15 protein-coding genes are annotated in these 16,381 nt (G+C 69.4%); 3 read left to right on the top strand and 12 right to left on the bottom strand.

Annotated elements, in window-relative coordinates:
• The 9 genes from VKA86_09680 to VKA86_09640 form a co-directional block, all read right to left on the bottom strand.
• Window positions 1-1,085, bottom strand: a 1,085-nt coding sequence (locus VKA86_09680) for an NAD-dependent epimerase/dehydratase family protein (protein HKK71475.1), incomplete at its 3' end; no start/stop codon positions are given.
• A gap of 120 nt (window positions 1,086-1,205) precedes the next feature.
• Complete coding sequence (locus tag VKA86_09675) at window positions 1,206-2,285, bottom strand: CDP-glycerol glycerophosphotransferase family protein (GenBank protein HKK71474.1); 1,080 nt, start codon at window positions 2,283-2,285, stop codon at window positions 1,206-1,208.
• Complete coding sequence (locus tag VKA86_09670; GenBank protein HKK71473.1) at window positions 2,282-3,013, bottom strand: hypothetical protein; 732 nt, start codon at window positions 3,011-3,013, stop codon at window positions 2,282-2,284. The genes VKA86_09675 and VKA86_09670 overlap by 4 nt, the downstream gene beginning before the upstream one ends.
• Window positions 3,010-3,720: a hypothetical protein gene (locus tag VKA86_09665; GenBank protein HKK71472.1), complete on the bottom strand. Its 711-nt coding sequence runs from the start codon at window positions 3,718-3,720 to the stop codon at window positions 3,010-3,012. The genes VKA86_09670 and VKA86_09665 overlap by 4 nt, the downstream gene beginning before the upstream one ends.
• Entirely contained in the window at window positions 3,687-4,397 is a 711-nt protein-coding gene (locus VKA86_09660) for a gamma-glutamyl-gamma-aminobutyrate hydrolase family protein (GenBank protein HKK71471.1), read from the bottom strand. The genes VKA86_09665 and VKA86_09660 overlap by 34 nt, the downstream gene beginning before the upstream one ends.
• Window positions 4,384-7,500 (bottom strand): PEP/pyruvate-binding domain-containing protein, encoded by a 3,117-nt coding sequence (locus VKA86_09655; protein HKK71470.1) that lies wholly within the window; start codon window positions 7,498-7,500, stop codon window positions 4,384-4,386. The genes VKA86_09660 and VKA86_09655 overlap by 14 nt, the downstream gene beginning before the upstream one ends.
• Window positions 7,497-8,294, bottom strand: coding sequence for a phosphocholine cytidylyltransferase family protein (locus VKA86_09650; GenBank protein HKK71469.1), 798 nt, complete (start codon window positions 8,292-8,294; stop codon window positions 7,497-7,499). The genes VKA86_09655 and VKA86_09650 overlap by 4 nt, the downstream gene beginning before the upstream one ends.
• A 169-nt stretch (window positions 8,295-8,463) precedes the next feature.
• Window positions 8,464-8,793, bottom strand: a complete 330-nt coding sequence (locus VKA86_09645) for a VOC family protein (GenBank protein HKK71468.1) — start codon at window positions 8,791-8,793, stop codon at window positions 8,464-8,466.
• A 365-nt stretch (window positions 8,794-9,158) separates the two neighbouring features.
• The gene (locus tag VKA86_09640) at window positions 9,159-10,160 is read right to left on the bottom strand and encodes a M20/M25/M40 family metallo-hydrolase (protein HKK71467.1); all 1,002 of its coding nucleotides are present in this window, start codon (window positions 10,158-10,160) and stop codon (window positions 9,159-9,161) included.
• A 185-nt stretch (window positions 10,161-10,345) separates the two neighbouring features.
• On the opposite strand from VKA86_09640, the gene VKA86_09635 reads away from it, so the two are divergent.
• The 3 genes from VKA86_09635 to VKA86_09625 are packed head-to-tail and all read left to right on the top strand — an operon-like array spanning window position 10,346 to window position 13,949.
• Window positions 10,346-11,977: an ATP-binding protein gene (locus tag VKA86_09635; protein HKK71466.1), complete on the top strand. Its 1,632-nt coding sequence runs from the start codon at window positions 10,346-10,348 to the stop codon at window positions 11,975-11,977.
• A complete protein-coding gene (locus VKA86_09630) occupies window positions 11,974-12,570 on the top strand; it encodes an archaemetzincin (GenBank protein ID HKK71465.1) in 597 nt (198 codons plus the stop codon). Before VKA86_09635 ends, VKA86_09630 begins: the two co-directional genes overlap by 4 nt.
• On the top strand, window positions 12,567-13,949 hold the full coding sequence (locus tag VKA86_09625) for a sigma-54 dependent transcriptional regulator (GenBank protein ID HKK71464.1): 1,383 nt from the start codon (window positions 12,567-12,569) through the stop codon (window positions 13,947-13,949). Before VKA86_09630 ends, VKA86_09625 begins: the two co-directional genes overlap by 4 nt.
• Window positions 13,950-13,963: 14 nt before the next feature.
• On the opposite strand, the gene VKA86_09620 is transcribed toward VKA86_09625, so the two are convergent.
• The 3 genes from VKA86_09620 to VKA86_09610 form a co-directional block, all read right to left on the bottom strand.
• Window positions 13,964-14,773, bottom strand: a complete 810-nt coding sequence (locus VKA86_09620) for a hypothetical protein (GenBank protein HKK71463.1) — start codon at window positions 14,771-14,773, stop codon at window positions 13,964-13,966.
• Between the two features lie 5 nt (window positions 14,774-14,778).
• Window positions 14,779-16,062, bottom strand: a complete 1,284-nt coding sequence (nrfD, locus tag VKA86_09615; GenBank protein ID HKK71462.1) for an NrfD/PsrC family molybdoenzyme membrane anchor subunit — start codon at window positions 16,060-16,062, stop codon at window positions 14,779-14,781.
• A partial coding sequence (locus VKA86_09610) for a hypothetical protein (protein ID HKK71461.1) occupies window positions 16,055-16,381 on the bottom strand: 327 nt, incomplete at its 5' end. The genes nrfD and VKA86_09610, both read right to left, overlap by 8 nt.

The raw sequence follows: 16,381 nt of genomic DNA, 5'->3' as shown, positions 1-16,381 counted from the left end.
TCGGTGCGACGCTCGTCCTCGAGTTCGTCGTACCAGGTGAGCGTGTCGCGGATGGTGTCGACCAGCGGCCGGAAGGTCAGACCGGCCGCGATCGCGCGACTCACGTCATGGTGGCCGAAGCCGGCGAAGTCGCCCTCGGCGGGCACCCAGTTCGGCATGTGCATCCACGGTCCCACGCCCTGTTCGCCCAGGAAGTCCGCGTCGGCCCAGGTGAAGGTGGCGTCGCTGCGCGTGGCCTCCCTGCACCGCTGCAGGTAGCGCGCCATGGTCAGAGGCGTGGACGGATGGGGCCCGACCACGTTGAAGGTGCCCCCGATGCCGTTCTCCATGCAGTGCACCTCGAAGCGCGTCAGGTCGCGCGCGTCGATCTGCTGGATCCGGTCGCTGCCGTCGCCGGGCGCGAGGACCTCGCCGCCACGGCGGACACGCACGGGCCAGTACACCCCACGGAAGCTGGCGTCACGTGGGCCGACGATCAGACCCGGCCGGTAGATCGTGTGGTTCTCCGGATAGATCCGGCGGACGCGCGTCTCGGCTTCGGCCTTGAAGGCGCCGAAGAGCTCGCCGGTGTACTCGAGTTCGTCGGCGTTCGGGGCCTGCTCCACCTCGGCCGTCTCGTCGATCCCGCGCACCGACTGGTCGGCGTAGACCGACAACGACGACACGTACATGTAGTGGCCCACGTGGTCGCGCAGCAGCTCGCCGCTGATCTCGACCATCTTCGGGATGTGCGGCCAGATGTCCATGCACAGGTCCCAGGTTCGCCCGTTCGCGAGTTCGGCCTCGAGATCCGCCAGGCCGTCGTCGGCTTCGAGGGCGCGGTCGCCGACGATGCACTCGACGTCGGGGAACAGCTCGTCCGAGCGATTGCCCCGATTGAACAGCGTGACGGTGTGGCCGCGTTCGAGCAGTTGCCGCACGAGGTGCGGACCGGTCTGCCCGGTGCCGCCGAGCACCAGGATCTTCAGCTCGCGATCGGGTCCGTCGGCGAAGGCCAGACCGGGCCAGGTCGAAGAGAGACCGAGGGCGGCTCCGGTGAGGGCGGCGGTCTCCAGGAACTGTCGGCGGGTGAGGGAACGGCGCATGGTCGGACACTCCGGCTGAGGACGAACGGGAACACCACGTGACCACCGGGGGATCACGTGCGCGCCTACGGGATCGGCCGCGTCCGGGTTGCGGCCGATCCACGCATCGGAGTCCGGGGCTCAGCGGGCGGCAGCGATCTCGAGCTGACGCATGCGCGTGTAGATCTGATCGACGTCGTGCTCCCGCGCGCGCCTGGCCTCGGCCTGCAACTGGCGGAAGGCCTCGGCCGCACGCCGGCCGGCGTCGCCGTGGTGGGCGTAGAACTCGTCGCGGTAGAAGGCGCGGCGCTCGGCCCAGCGCTGCGGCGAAGCGAGCAGTTCCTCGAGCCGCGCCCGGAGTTCCGAGGGCTCGAAGACCCGCGGGCCGGCGTCGCGGTAGCGCCGTTCCACGTCCTCGGTCGGCTCGACCCCCGGCTTCTCGAGCAACAGTACGGGAACGTCCATGGCGCAGGCCTCGAAGGTCACGCCGCTGTAGTCGGTGACGAGTGCATCGGCGGCCGCGACCACGTGGATGCCCGCCTCCTCCGGTGGCATCACGCGCGCTTCGGGCAGCGAGTGCTCGAAGCGTCGTGCCTCGGCGAGGTAACTCACCGGGTGCAGCTGCACGATCATCTCGGCGTCGAGATCCAGCTCGCGCAGTGCGCCGGCGAAGGTCTCGTGGGCGCACAGCGGCCCGAAGGTCGGCGCGTACACGATCAGGGTCCGGTCGTCGGGGATCCCCAGCGCGGCCCGCGCGCTCGCGCGGGTGAGCGAACCGTCGAACCAGGGATCGAGCTTCGGATAGCCGACCACCTGGGTGCGGACCCCGTGCCGAGCCAGCAACGAGGCCCCGAACTCGCTGGCGACCAGCACGCTGTCGTAGTGCCGGTTCAACTGACTGTAGGTGTACTGCTTGCTGATCACCGCGTAGAGCATGCGGACCTGCTTCGACCACTTCTGGCCGACCATGCGCGGCTCGATGGCCAGGGTGGCGAAGACGTGCGGCTCCACCGACCACGGACCGTGGGTCGTCGTGACCCCACGCTCCTCGAGCCAGGTCAACGTCGACTGCAGGTGCGCGCGGTGCACCGTGGGATCCTTCGGCAGGTGCGCCCGCCAGGGCGACACGTGGATCGTGGCCTCGTCGGCGTCGAAGTGCCTCAGCACGGGCTCCCAGTTCCGGTAGTGCCAGGGATGCTGCACACAGATCGTGATGCTCACGACACGGTCTCCTCTCGCGCTGCGTCCTGGGCGGACGGCAGCGCCGTGGTCAGGGCGATGTGCTTGAGAACGGGATGGATCACGTAGAAGGTCTTCTGGTCGCCGGCGTCCTGCTCCTCGGCGGCGAAGCCGGGCTCACGCAGGCGGCACAGGGTCTCGACGAGCACCCGGGATCGAATCCGTGCGTCGTCGACGTGGTCGAGCCCCTCGGGCGTCCAGGTCGGATCGACCTCCAGGGCACGACGGTAGGCGACGGGGCCTCCGTCGAGGCCCGCCCGCATGAAGATCGCGCTCGCCTCGACGCGACCGTCCAACAGCAATCCGAAGTGGATGCAGGTACTGCCACGGCGGTCGGGCAGCCGCCCGGGGTGGACGTGCAACCAGCGTGGCGCGGCGGCGAGCGTGGCCTCACGCAGGATTCCGCCGCCGGTGAACACCACGAGCGAAGGAGCGATCGCGCGCAGGACGGCGACGAGTCGTGCGCCGTTCACGTCGGGATCATCGACCTGGACCTCGCCGACCCCGTAGCGGTCGAGCGTGGCGACGAGCGATTCCCGCGGGTCGAAGGAACCATCGGCCGGCGCGCTCCAGGCCGGGTCGGCCGCGTCGTCGGCGTCGGATCCCAGACGCACGGCAAGGTCCGGCCCCAGTCCGGCCCGCATCGCCGTCTGCAGGTAGGCGCGGGCGCGCAACGAGGGATGCAGCAGGAAGACGACCCGGTCGTTCACGCCCCCGCCTCCTTCGTTCGCTGGACCGCCGCGGCGTGACGGGCGACGCGGTCGAGCAGGACCGACTCGAGCTCGAGTGCCATCAGCGCGAAGTCGGCGTCGGTCGTGCTGCGCTCCCCGCCGACATGGTGCCATTGGGCATCGACCAGGTCGTTCGCCTTGAGAAGGGCATTCAGGTGGATGGTCGCGGTGGCCACGTCGTCGGCGTCGGATCCCGCCTGCGCCGTCGCTGCGGCCAGTCGTACGACCACATCTGGGCGGTTCGGATCGCGCTCCACGCGTCGACCTTGGCGGTCGTAGCGCGCGTGCACGCAGCCGAAGGCCTCGAAACGCTCGACCCACCGCCGCACCACACGCACCGACCAGCGTTCGTCGCCGGCCAGAGGAAGGGTCTCGCGCCGGTGATCGCACACGATGCGTTCCAACCAGTCCGCCGTCGCGACCGAACCGCACGCGGCCAGTTCGTCCTTCCAGGCGGATTCCAGCTCCCCGTCGAGGATGCCGCAGCGCTCCTCGATCTCCACGCATTCGGCGGAAGGACACACCTCCCGCTCGAAACGGTGCAACGCCCCGGTGCGGCGCAACTCCTCTCCGAAACTCTCCCGCCGCGCGGCGTGGGCCTCCAGGAAGGCGGAACCTCCGAAGGGCGAGAAGCTGTAGGGCTTGCGTCGGCTCAGGCGTCCGAGACCGACGTAGGGGTAGTCCATGTGTCCACCTCCTCGCGGGCGACGCCGGCCAGTGCGGCACGGACCAGCGAGTCGAGACGCGGCGGGGCGGGACCGGGGCGCTCGGGATGCCAGAGCACACCGGCCAGCGGTTCGTGTTCGTGCACGAAGGCCTCGATCGATCCATCGGCGGCACGCGCAACGATGCGGAGCTCCGAAGGGAAACCCACCGGATCGATCTGCCAGTCGTGGTAACTGTTGACGCGCAGACGATCGCCGGTGCAGAGCACGACGTCGTGGTCGGTCGCCACGTGCGCGCCCTTCGGCTCGACCCGGCGCAGACGCGCGCCGAACACCGACGCGAGCATCTGCGCGCCGCGGCACACGCCGAGCACGGGCGCTCCGCGGGTGCGCGCGCGGGCGATCAGTGTGCGTTCGGTGGAATCGCGTTCGGGCGCACGGTCGCGACCCGGCTCCGCTCCCGGAACCCCCGGCGTGTTCCCACCCGTGAGCAGCACGGCGTCGACATCGACGATGTCGAGCCAGGTCGGGTCGAAATCGTGGCGATTCGGCACCGGTAGGGCGACGGCGTTCCAGCGCTCGAACACCGGGTACCAGTCCTGTGCGAGCGCGTCCCGCCGCTCCCCGTGACCGGGCGCCAGGTCCACGCGTTGGCTCACCGCCAGGCGCAGCGTGCGGGTCGGGTCAGGCGACGACACGGATCGTCTCCCCTGCGCAGTCGAGGTCCACCGATCGAGCTCGGCGCAGGGCCTCGTAGAGCGTGTCGCCACAACCGATGGCCGCGGGCAGGCCGAACTCGGCACAGCGGATCGTCATGTGCGAGTTCGCACCACCGTAGCGGGTGACGAGACCCGCGATCCCGTGCGCGAAGATCCAGTCGTAGCCGGGGTCGGCGCCTTCGAGCAGCACCACGCGGTCGCGCAGCGCTCCGGCATCCCCGGCCGCCGTGACGCCAAGGTGCAGCAGCTCGCCACGAACGCGGCCCGAGGTCACGAAGTTCGGACGGCTCACCGTGGATCGGACGATGGTCAGATCGCTCTCGTGCGTGATCACTCCCGGCAGGTACACCAGCGACTGCCGTTCACGGCGCATGCGAGCTGCAAGGCCATGACGGCGCAGGCCCTCGCCCAGTTCGGGAGGTCGCGCGGCATCGGGGATCGCGAGCAACACCTTGGCATCGAGGTGGGTGAGTTCCTCGCGGCTCAGGTCGTGTCGGGCGCCGAACCGCGCGATCAGCTCCAGCGCCGCACTCAACGCCCTCGAGAAGCGGAATTTCGCGAGTTCCCGGCCGGCGATCGCCGCCCGCAGGAAGCCCAGGAATCCCACACCGTCGATCCCGAGGTCCTCGGCGCGCAAACGCGCGTCGACGCGCCGGCTGAAGTCCTCGTCCCAGCCGGGCGGCAGTTCGTCGACGATCGTCGTGGGTGACGGAATCCCCTGCGCGGAGTCGCCGAAGTACAGCTGGGGATCCTGATCGTAGCGCGGCGACAAGAGATCGTAGGTCCCCGGACGCAGGTGACCGAAGGTCTCGAGGAAGTCGTCGAGCGACTCCGATCCCCGCCGCACCGCACCGAGGCGTTCCATCATGTCGGTGCTGACGGTGCGCACCGAGCGACCGAAGCGATCCAGGTCGTCGTCTCCGATCACCCCGTCGGACTGCAGCGAGCGCAGCATGGCCGTGCCCACGAAGCTCAGGCGCGCCAGCGCCGAGAAGGGTCGGGTTCCGTACCGAACGGTGTGGGCCAGCAGGGTCCGCGCACGGTCGAGAGGATCTACGGCGTCGGTCCACGCGCGTCGGGTGTGTTCCTCCAGGACGGCGGTCCGCTCCAGGATCGCGTCGACACCGGCGGCTCCGCCCACGAGCAGACTCCGGCTGTGGGCTCGCAACGCATCGATCAGGGGCCTCGCCTGTGTGGCCGGCATTCCGGCTTCGACCAGATCCCGGCACGTGTCTGCGACCCGCGCGTGATAGGTGGTCGGGAAGATCTCGAACTCGATCTTGTCATGCAGTTCGGGGTGCACGCGCAGACGCTCGAGACCCGCGTCGACGACGGCGGTCCGGATCTCCGGATCGAGACCGGCCGGCAGCAGGCTGTTGGCACTGAGCCTCACGTCCACGTAGGGACGTCCGGCCAGCTCCACCATGAGTGCGTGCGGAAAGGCGTCGAAGTAGCCGAGGTCCACCCGTGCCTCGCGCCAGGTCGCGTCGGTGATCAGCAGTTCGTACAGCGTACGCGAGAGGGTCGACGGAAACGGCCCGATCATCTCGGCCGGATTCCAGTCGGGCATCTGCCCGAGGACGGTACTGCTGCCCGCCACGCCCGGACGCGGACCCAGTCGCTCCCGAAGGAAGCCGCGCAACTGCTCCAACTCGTCGGCGTGGGCTCGCGGATCGACCGGTGTCCACTCCGTTCTTCGGGTGATGGGCCGGACCTGCAACACGTGCAGGGACTCGTCGCGGGTGAAGGCGAACTCGACATCGAGCGCGTCGGAGCCGGTGATCGCCTCGAGTTCCTCGGCGGTGTTCACGAGTGCGGCAAGCCGTCGATCGTGGGGCCTTCCCCCGGCCCCACGGTGGATCCGTACCGTCGATGTGTGTCCGGCGTCACCGGCAGTGACCGAGTCCGTTCTGCCGGACGTGTCGTCGTAGTTCACCACCAGGTACTCGGCGCCGTTGTCGACGTCGCGGGTCATCATCACGCCGCTCATGACGACCTCGGTCAGACAGGGCTGCACCAGGACCTGGTTCTCGTCGCGCTGGCCGTCGCGGTCGTAGCTCGCCACCACGGCGTCGACGGCGGCGGCGATGGCGTCGACGTCGTCGCCCTCGACCCCGATCACGCTGTGGTAGCGACCGGCCGCGCTGCTCGTCTGCGTGTCCTCGCCCAGCGCGCTGCTGCGCACGGCCAGGGCGGCGCCGCCGAAGCGATCGGCCAGTTCGGTCACCACCTCGTCGCGCTTGTGGGTCCAGTCGCCCACGCGCACCAGGTGGCCGTCGGTCACGTGGGCCTGTCGCAACAGGGGACGCAGGCGCTCCAGGGTCTCGGCCTTGGTCCCGAACACGAACTGGGCGAGGTCGGACGGCGAGTCGAGTTCGGCGTAGTCCCCATCGATCGTCACCACGTCCACGGTCAGGCCCTGTTCGACGAGTTCCTGCAGCAGGTCGGACAGGTTGGCCGCCCGGAGGTTACGCCGGCCGCGGTAGGGACGGTTGCGGTAGGTCTCGATCAGGGCGCCGTAGGTGCGTCGCAGCCACGCGGCCCCGCGCTCGCCGAAGCGAGCCAGTCCGATGAATTCGCCGGTGACCTCGGCGTCGAGCGGGATGTCCTTGCCGATCCAGCGTACCTGACCGCCCGCGGCGACGACCTTCTCGGCGTCCTCCAGCTGGGCGCGACTGCGGTCGCGGTAGCGCGTCCTCCAGGAGCGATCGACCACGATCACCACGTCGCCCGGAGCGCGACGCAGCCGCTCGACCGTATCGGGTCGGTAGACGATGTCGGCGTAGGTGAAGAAGAAGCCCTCGTCGAGTTCGTGCGCCGCGGAGAACAACGAACCCACCACGTGTTCGTCGGCCCAGCGAGGATTGTGCACGAAGCGCAGGTCTTCGTACTGCGCGCGAATGGTTTCGATGCCGTCGCCCCCGACGAAGACCACGTCGTCGACACGTCCCCCTTCGCGCAGGGCGTTCAGCAACCAGTCGAGCACACGCCAACCCGCAATGCCCTCGAGCAGACACTTGGGAACGGCCACGCCCGAGGAGGCGAGGACGGCGCGTCCCGCGCCGAGCACCAGAGCCTTCATGCCGGTACGCCCACCGTGGCGGGAGCGGGACGCGACCACCGTTGCTCCCGCACGATGCTCTCGGCCACGGCCAGGTCGTCGAGCGAGTCGACCTCGGTCCAACCGCCGCGGATCGGAATCGTCTTGACCACGGTGCCCCGCCGCACGAGTCCGTGCAGAAGGTCGGTGAGGTAGGCACGCGCGAAGCGGCGCGGGCTCCCGAAGGCGGGCGCGTCGGGGGTCGCCGCGGCTTCGTCCAACGCGTCACGTACGATCTCGCACCCGGCCGGCGACAGACGCACGAGACCGAGGTACTGGGCCTCGATCTGGTCGTAGCCAGAGGGCGGCTGGCCGATCTCCAACAGCCGGCCGCGGCCGTCCGTCCGCAGGGTCTCGGCATCGCTCAGGGGGTCGTCCATGCGGCGTTCCCAGAGGCTGCGCCAATCGAGATCGACGACCACTCCGATGTCGGCGCGACTCTGTCGCGCGGCCTGGACCACCTCGGGCCGGTACAGCAGGTCGGTGTAGGCGATCAGGACGTCGCCGTGCATCTCGGCCCGCGCGCGGCGCAGACTCTCGAGCATGTTCGTCGAGGCGAAGTCCGGGTTGTCGACGAAGCGCAGGCCTTCCCCGCGGATCGCGGTACGACACCAGCCGCGGACCACGATGACGTCGTCCACGCCGGCTGCGCGCAATGCGTGGAGCTGCCAGGTCAGCAGGGGTGTGCCGTCGACCTCCACCATGCACTTCGGACGGTCGTCGGTCAGTGGTCGCAGGCGTGTGCCCTGGCCGGCACCCAGCAGAATGGCCTTCAATGCGTCGTCTCCCCGTTCGGACCCGGTCGTCGGCCCGGGAGGGGAGCGCAAGGGCGGTGCCACGCGACGCGCTCGGCCAAACCACTGCGTGTTGGTCACTTGCGAGCGGCGCACCGAGAGGAGCGATCAGTTCCTGACCAGCCCGGTCCCGGAGTGACCGGACCAGGGATCAGCCGAGGTTCTCGTCGGCCAGCATCTCGACCGTGTTGCCGGCGGGGTCGTGCGTGTAGCTCGACCGCGTCCCGTCGCGGTGGGGTACCACGGGACCGAAGCTCCCGGGATTCGGGTGGACGAAGGCCACGTGGGGTGGGTGCTGGTCCGGCACGACCAGGGCCAGCCGCACGTTCTCGAAGGCGAGCAGGGCCCAGGTGTCGTCCTCGCGCTCGACCTCGCAGCGGAAGGTCTCGCGGTACCAGCGTACGGTGGCCGCCACGTCGTGGACCGAGATCGCCACGTGATGCAGGACGTCGCGTCCGTGGTGTGGATCGGCGAGGGACACGGGAGGACTCCAGGGAGGGTGGTACCGGGGCGACCTGGCCTGGCGTGGCCGTGGATGCCACGAAGAGACGGATCCTCGTGCCCGGTCTCGGGGCCGACGGCCGCTTGTTCGACGAGCAGCGCCGGATTCTTCCGTTCCTCGAGACCCCGGAGTCGATTCCTCCGGCGAGCGACGCCGAGTCGCTCGAGGGCTGTGTGGATCGTTTCGCCACCCACGTCGGACCGGATGCGCGCCCGCCCGGATCGCGGGGATCAGCTTCGGTGGGCAGGCGCCCTGGAGATGGCACAGTGGACGCGACCGCGGGTCGCTCGCGACAGGTGCCCGCGACGCCGGGCTCGATCCAGAGGTCGCGCAGACGGTCCAGCTCATCGCGGAGCCAGCACCGACCGCCCCAGTCTCTCGTACAGGTCGACCCCGGCCTCCATCGAGGCCAGGGTGATGTGTTCGTCGACGGAATGGGCGACCTCGATGTCGCCTGGGCCCACCAACCACACCGGACCGAGTTCCTGCAGGTAGGTGGCGTCGGTGTTGAACGCGGCGAGGCAGGTCTCGACGCTCTCGGGAGGATCGAAGAACACGGGATCGTTCGCGGCGGGAACCTCCACCGCCGCCCGGTCGCCGACCAACTCGCCGATGGTCTGCACGAGCGCCTCGCTGTCGCTCACGGCGCGGATCATCAACTCGGCGCGCGCGCGGGGGGCGAAGACGTTCGCCGCGACGCCGCCCTCGATCAGACCCACGTTGAGCGTGGTCGGTCCGAGCACGTCGTCGACGGGCCAGGCGTGGTCGCGCAGGGCGGCGATCACGTCGAGCAGGTCGTGCACCGCCGAATGGCCCTTCTCCGGGTAGGCCGAGTGCCCGGCCACGCCCTCGGTGCTCAGGGTGAGCTTCACCATGCCCTTCTGCGCCCTCACGACCCGATTGCCGGTGGGCTCGCACAGGACGATGCGCCGGGGCCGTAGATCGAGGGTGACGGCGGTGCGTGCTCCGTCGTGGTCGACCTCCTCGCCGACCACGAACAGGTAGCCGAGGTCGTCGAGACCGTCGGCCAGGAGCCGCTCGCCGGCCTCGATCATCGCCACGATCCCTCCCTTGGTGTCGCAGGCACCGCGCCCGTACACGGCGCCACGCTCGACGCGTGCCGGGAAGAAGGGCGGCACGGTGTCGACATGCGTGCAGTAGACGAGCGACGGATCCGGGCGCCGCGTGGCGATCACGTTCCAGCGATCGATGCCCACGGGCTGGCGATCCACGGCGAATCCGCGGGCCGACAGGTAGACCTCGAGTTCCTCGAGGAACGTTCGTTCGTTGCCCGAGATCGACTCGATGTCGATCCACGCGCGCAGTCTCTCGGTGCGAGTGTCCATACGTCCTCCTCCTGCTCGGCTCGCCCACGACTCTACACGATGAGAGCCTGCGCGGTTGATGACTTGGAATCAGTCATGATTTCGCAGTGCCGGAATCCTGGTCATGTGACGGGTATCACGACGATCATGGGGGGTGACCGGTCACCGCGCGCCGTCCCGTGCGCCGCGGCACCGGAGGAGGCGAGATGCGCGCCGTACCCCGGACCCTGGCCTTCCGATTGGTCTTCGCGCTCACCGTGTTCATGGCGGTGATGCGCGTGGTCTTCGGCTTCGTCGAGGACCGCCGCCTCGAACAACTCGTCCTCGACCAGACGATCACCGGCGCCGACGAGCTCTCGCGCAGCGTGGCCAGCGCCACCTGGAACGCCATGCTGGCCGACGACCGCGAGGCCGCCTACCGCATCATGAGCGCGATCGGCGAGGAACACGGCGTCGAGCGCATCTGTCTGGTGAACGAACGCGGAGAGGTGACCTTCTCCACCGAGGCGCGGGGCGGCGTGGCGCCGCACGATTCGCTCTGCTGTGGTTGCGCGGGCGAAGCGGACGTCGGGGATCTCGAGCGCCCCGTCCGGCGATCCCGGGTCTTCGAGGACCCCGGCCGCGGTCGCGTCCTGCAGGTGGTCACCCCGATCCTGAACGAGCCGTCGTGCTACGAAGCGGCCTGCCATGCCCATCAACCCACCGACCAGGTCCTGGGACAGCTCGCGATCGACCTCGATCTCGACGAGGCTGGCACCGAGCTCGCCGCGATCCGCCGCGATGCCCTCGCGCGGACCCTCGTCGAGATCCTGCTCATGGGACTGATCATCGTGGTGATCACCCGCTGGATGATCGGTGTGCCCCTGCAGAAGCTGCTCGTGGCCACGCGTGCGGGAAGCCGTATGGAACTCGACCAACCGGTCGAGGTGCGCGGTCAGGGAGAGCTCCGGGTGCTGGCCGATTCCTTCGACGCCATGCGAGCGCGGCTCCGCGACGCGCTGCGCGAACTGCGCGAGTTCAACGAGGGTCTCGAGCAGACGATCGAGGAACGGAGCCGCGAACTCGGTGCGGCCCAGCAGCGACTGATCCAGAGCGACCGGATGGCCTCGCTCGGACAGCTCGCCGCCAGCGTTGCCCACGAGATCAACAATCCGGTGTCGGGAGTGTTGAACTATTCCATGGTCGTCAAGCGCATGCTCGAGAACGAGGAAGACATCCCCGAGAACCTCCCGCGCGTGCGCCGATTCCTCGACACCATGACGCGCGAGACCGAGCGGGTCGGCCGGATCGTCAAGGACCTGCTCGCCTTCTCGCGACGCGCGAAGCCGACGTCCGACGCCTTCGACCTGCGCGAGGTGATCGACCGCGTCATGGGCCTGCTCGAACACCGCCTGGAACTGGGGAAGGTACGCTCGGTGGTCGACGTGGCCGAGGGCCTTCCGCGGGTGTCGGGCGACGCCAGTCAGATCGAGCAGATCCTGCTGAACCTGGTGATGAACGCGGCCGAGGCCCAACCCGGCGCGGGCACGATCACCGTGTCGGCACGCCCCGAGGACGACACCTTCATCGTGCTCGAGGTCAGCGACGAGGGCACCGGGATCGAACCCTCTCACCTCGAGCGCGTCTTCGATCCCTTCTTCACGACCAAGGACGAGGGGCGCGGTGTCGGACTCGGGCTGTCGGTGGTCTACGGAATCGTCGAGGCCCACGGGGGGACGATCGAGGTCGAGAGCGAGGTCGGCCGCGGTACGACCTTCCGGGTTCGTCTGCCGCGCAACGGTCCCCCCGGCGGGCGACGGCACGACGAGGCCCTGGCCGCGCCGGGAGCCGGACCGTGAGCCGCGTGACGCTCATCGGCCTGCGGGACGTGGACCAGGACATGGTCCGCCGCGCCGCCTCCTTCGTCGCCCGCACCTTCATGGTCGACGCCGGCCCGGGCCCGGCCCGGCCCGATCTCGAGCCCGCGCCCGAGGCCGGGCAGGGCCAGATCGTCTCGACGGAGATCCTGCGGCGACTGCTCGGCGAGGTTCCCGACGGTCGCACACGCCTGCTCGGGGTGACCGAGGCCGATCTCTACCTGCCCACGTTGAGCTTCGTCTTCGGACACGCGCAACTCGACGGACTGGTCGCCGTGGTCTCGATGTTCCGTCTCCGCCCCGAGAACCAGGGGCTCCATCCCGACCCCGAGCGCGTGTGGGAACGCTTCACCCGCGAGATCGCCCACGAACTCGGGCACACCTGGGGACTGCGACACTGCACCGATCGCAGCTGTTGCATGTCCCTGTCGACCTCGATCGAGGAGGTCGACCGGAAGACGGCCGACTTCTGCCGCGGATGCCGCGCACTCCTGCGCGAGGCCCAGCGGCGCGAACGAACCCGACCCCGGAGCGCCCCCGGCGTTCCGGGACGTCCGGAGGAGGCAGCACGATGACTGGCAAGTGGCGGATCCTCGTCGTCGACGACGAACCGGTACAACGCGAATCGTTGGCCGTGTGGCTGGAACAGGACGGGCATCGGGTCGAGACGGCGAGTTCGGGCGAGGAGGCGGTCGAGATGGTCGAACGCACCGCCTACGCCCTGTACTTCGTCGACCTCAAGATGCCCGGCATGGACGGCATCGAGACCATGGCCGAGATCCACGCCCGGCAACCCGAGGCCGCGGTCGTGGTGATCACCGCCTACGCCACCGTCGACACGGCGATCTCGGCCATGAAGGAGGGAGCCATCGAGTACGTGGTCAAGCCCTGCAACCCGCGCGAGATCTCCATGCTGGTCGACCGTGTGCTGCACCTGAAGTCACTGGAACGCGAGAACCTGGCCCTGCGCGAGAAGCTGGGCGAGCGCTACCGCTTCCACGGAATCATCAGCAAGAATCCCAAGGTCCTGAACATCTGCGATCTCGTGCGCGACGTGGCCGATCTGCCGAGCACCGTGCTGATCCGCGGTGAGAGCGGCACGGGCAAGGAGGTCGTGGCTCGCGCGATCCACCGCGCCGGGGTGCGGGCCGAGCGTCCCTTCGTGGCGGTGTCGTGCGCGGCCCTCGCCGAATCCCTGCTCGAGTCCGAACTCTTCGGTCACGAGAAGGGCGCCTTCACCGGCGCCAGCGCGCGTCGCGAGGGCAAGCTCGAGGCCGCGGGCGAGGGCACGTTGTTCCTCGACGAGATCGGGGACGTCCCGCCGAAGACACAGGTCGACCTGTTGCGCGTGCTGCAGGAACGGGAGTTCTCGCGGGTGGGCGGCAACGATCCGATCCCATTGAAGGCCCGCGTGATCGCCGCGACCAATCGTGATCTCGAGGCCGAGGTCGCCGCCGGACGCTTCCGCGAGGACCTCTACTACCGGCTCAACGTGATCGGCATCCGGGTGCCTCCGCTGCGCGAGCGCAAGGAGGACGTCCCCCTGCTGACGCATCACTTCGTCGAGTCGATCGCGCTCGAACTGGGGCGCGAGGTTCCCGCGGTCTCCGAGGACGCGATGGATCTGCTGCTCGACCACGACTGGCCGGGCAACGTCCGCGAGCTCGAGAACGCCCTCGAGCGCGCCCTCGTCACCGCCCGTGAGGGCGTGCTCACGGCCGAGCACTTCTCATTCCTCGAAGGAGTGCGCGACCTGACGAGCCCGTGGCGCTTCCCGCCCGACGTCACGCTCCGCGAGGCCGAGCAGAAGCTGATCGAGGAGACGCTCGAGCGGCACCACGGCAACGTGAAACACACCGCCGAGGTGCTGGGGATCGACCGTTCCACGTTGTACGACAAGATGGGCCGCTACGGGATCGAGCGATCCCGGGCGAGCCACCACGCCACGCCCTGAGCGCCGCGCGGCGCTCAGGCGTCGAGGAACATGTCCCGGCGTACCGAGCCCCAGTCGGCGCCGGGCACCACGCGGGTGAGGTCGTCGGCCACCGCTCCTCCGTCGGCCCACGCCGAAGCGGCCTCGGTCCCGAGAAGTCGGGCCTGGAGCTGCCGCAGTTCCCGCTCCATCCAGCCCACGGCTTCGTGGCCGCTCAGCAGCTCGACGTGCTCGGCCAAGGGTCGGCCGGGGTCGAGCGTCAGGGTCAGCAATCCGTCCTCGAACCCACAGCGCACGACCCGCCCCTCGATCGGGGCCAGGACCCGCACCGACCCGTCGGCCAGGACGAAGGCCGGATCCCCCGAGCGGATCTCCTCGCCGGGTTCGGGGATCCGGAGGCGGGCGTCGGCCGGGAGCATGCGCACCGCGAGAGGCGTGAGCCCGACCTTCACCCGTCCGTCGGGCTCCGGCCGCACCCAGGTGTGACCGCGGTGGTAGAAGGTGTCGGCCCGGATCTCCAGACCGTGCACCGACCCGGCGCCGGTCGACGCCACCGGTCCTCGCGACCGGTGGCGTTCGCAGTGCGCGCAGTCGAATCCGTTCTCGCACGCCCGGACCGCAGCGTCGCCGTGCGAGGCATGTCGGCACAGGCGACGCTCTTCGGGGAGCTCCTCGAAGTCCTCGTGCCAGCGCAGGGATCCGGCGCGGCCTGCGCGGACGTCGCGCCAGCTCCGCCACAACGACGTGGCCACATGGGCGACCAGCACCCCCGCGACCGTCAGGAAGAAGGCCACGAAGACGATCCGATGCGGCTCCCAGCTGAATTCGTAGACGTTCGGCAACACCGTGATCACCTCTCGCTTGCGGAGGACTCGAGTTCGGGATGGCGCCCGAAGAGCAGATCGGCGCGGTGGGCCAGCGACAGCACGATCACCGCCAGGGCGATCACTCCGGCGAAGGCCACGTTCTCCTGCCAATTCGGGACGTAGGCCCACGTGTCCTCGAAGGGCAGCGAGGGCAGGATCAGCGTCTGCAACGTGGCCACCAGGCGGTTCAGCGCGATCCCTGCGCACCCGAGGACCGCGGCCCAGGTGATCATGGCCCGGCTCTGGTGGGCGGCACGGCGCAGCAGCAGCGCGGGCACCAGACCCAGCACGAGGAATTCCGCGACCAGCACCCAGCTCCCGAAGGGCGGCTGCCGGTACAGCCACGCCGGTTGCAGTCCGCTGTCGGGCACGGTCGTGTTCAACCACACCAGCGTGTCGACCGCCTTCAACGCCAGGTACACGAGCAGCAGGGTGCCCGACAGGCGCGCCAGGCGGTCGATCGTCGCACGCGGAACCAGGAGTCGCCGCGTGACGATCTCGAACACGCGTGCGATCAGCACCAGGAAGGCCGGCCCGATGGCCATGGCCGACAACACGAACAGGAAGAAGGTCGTGGGGAAGATCCAGAGCTCTTCGCGGAACGCGAACGGACGCCCCTGCAGAACTCCGTACAGCCCCCCCAGCGAGCCCTGGTGGAAGAACGACAACGTGGCGCCGAGCACGGCCAGAACGACCATACCCCGGTGGACACGGCTGCCGACCACCGCCACCCCGGGCGTCGAGCGCAGGCGACGATGACGCGTGAGGATCGGCACGAACTCGACGGCCAGCACGATCAGGTAGCAGGTGAGGCAGAACGTGACCTCGGCCAGCATCGAGTGGACGTTCGGGTGCCAGAAGGTGAACCACGCACGCAGGGGCTGGCCGACGTCGACCATCAGGATCGCCACGGCGCCGCCGTAGCACAGAAGACCCGTGAGCACGGCCAGGTGCAGAACGGCACGGACCTCCTTCCAATGGAACACGTAGGCGAGCAACCCGCTGGTGAAAGCGCCGGCGCCGAGCGCGATCACCGTCAGATCGAGGAAGATCCACAGGCCGAAGACGTAGCGGTTGTCCATGTTCGTGTGGTGCAGACCGTCGACCAGGCACTGCAGACACGCGAACGCGCCCGCCGCGAGCAGCAGCGCCCACGGAATCAGCCACAGGGTGAACGCACGCCGCGAGCAGTGACGCGACGGCGTCTCGGGCGGCGCCGCGGGAACGGTCACGGCGGGGGCGTCGGCGCGCAGAGCGACCTCAAGCATGGCTCACCTCCCGGTCGCGATCGAAGCAGGCGGGATCGTCGATGCGGCGGACCCAGTCCCGTGCACTGAGGTAGGTGACGGTGGGCTCGGTCCCGAGCCGGTCGAGCAGGTGGAAGGCGCGGTCGCCGTGGGCGTCGCCGTGATTCGGATCGCCGGGGTCGTCGAGGTCGACCAGCCGGATCGCTCCCCGCGGGCAGGACTCGCCGCACGCGGGCACGAACTCGCCGGGCTCGAGTTCGCGCCGCCCTTCTTCCGCGGCGCGGTCATAGGCGCGCTGCCAGCGTCCGTGGCACAGATTGCATTTCTCCACCACCCCGCG

The sequence above is a fragment of the Candidatus Krumholzibacteriia bacterium genome (assembly GCA_035268685.1).
In the GTDB taxonomy this organism is placed as follows: domain Bacteria; phylum Krumholzibacteriota; class Krumholzibacteriia; order JAJRXK01; family JAJRXK01; genus JAJRXK01.
Note: the sequence above shows the minus strand (reverse complement) of the source record. Positions and strands in the feature narration are given on the sequence as shown.

Coding starts and splice junctions, on each gene's coding strand:
- VKA86_09655 (HKK71470.1), bottom strand. CDS start 7,500: ATGAAGGCTCTGGTGCTCGGCGCGGGACGCGCCGTCCTCGCCTCCTCG.
- nrfD (HKK71462.1), bottom strand. CDS start 16,062: ATGCTTGAGGTCGCTCTGCGCGCCGACGCCCCCGCCGTGACCGTTCCC.
- VKA86_09635 (HKK71466.1), top strand. CDS start 10,346: ATGCGCGCCGTACCCCGGACCCTGGCCTTCCGATTGGTCTTCGCGCTC.
- VKA86_09665 (HKK71472.1), bottom strand. CDS start 3,720: ATGGACTACCCCTACGTCGGTCTCGGACGCCTGAGCCGACGCAAGCCC.
- VKA86_09640 (HKK71467.1), bottom strand. CDS start 10,160: ATGGACACTCGCACCGAGAGACTGCGCGCGTGGATCGACATCGAGTCG.
- VKA86_09625 (HKK71464.1), top strand. CDS start 12,567: ATGACTGGCAAGTGGCGGATCCTCGTCGTCGACGACGAACCGGTACAA.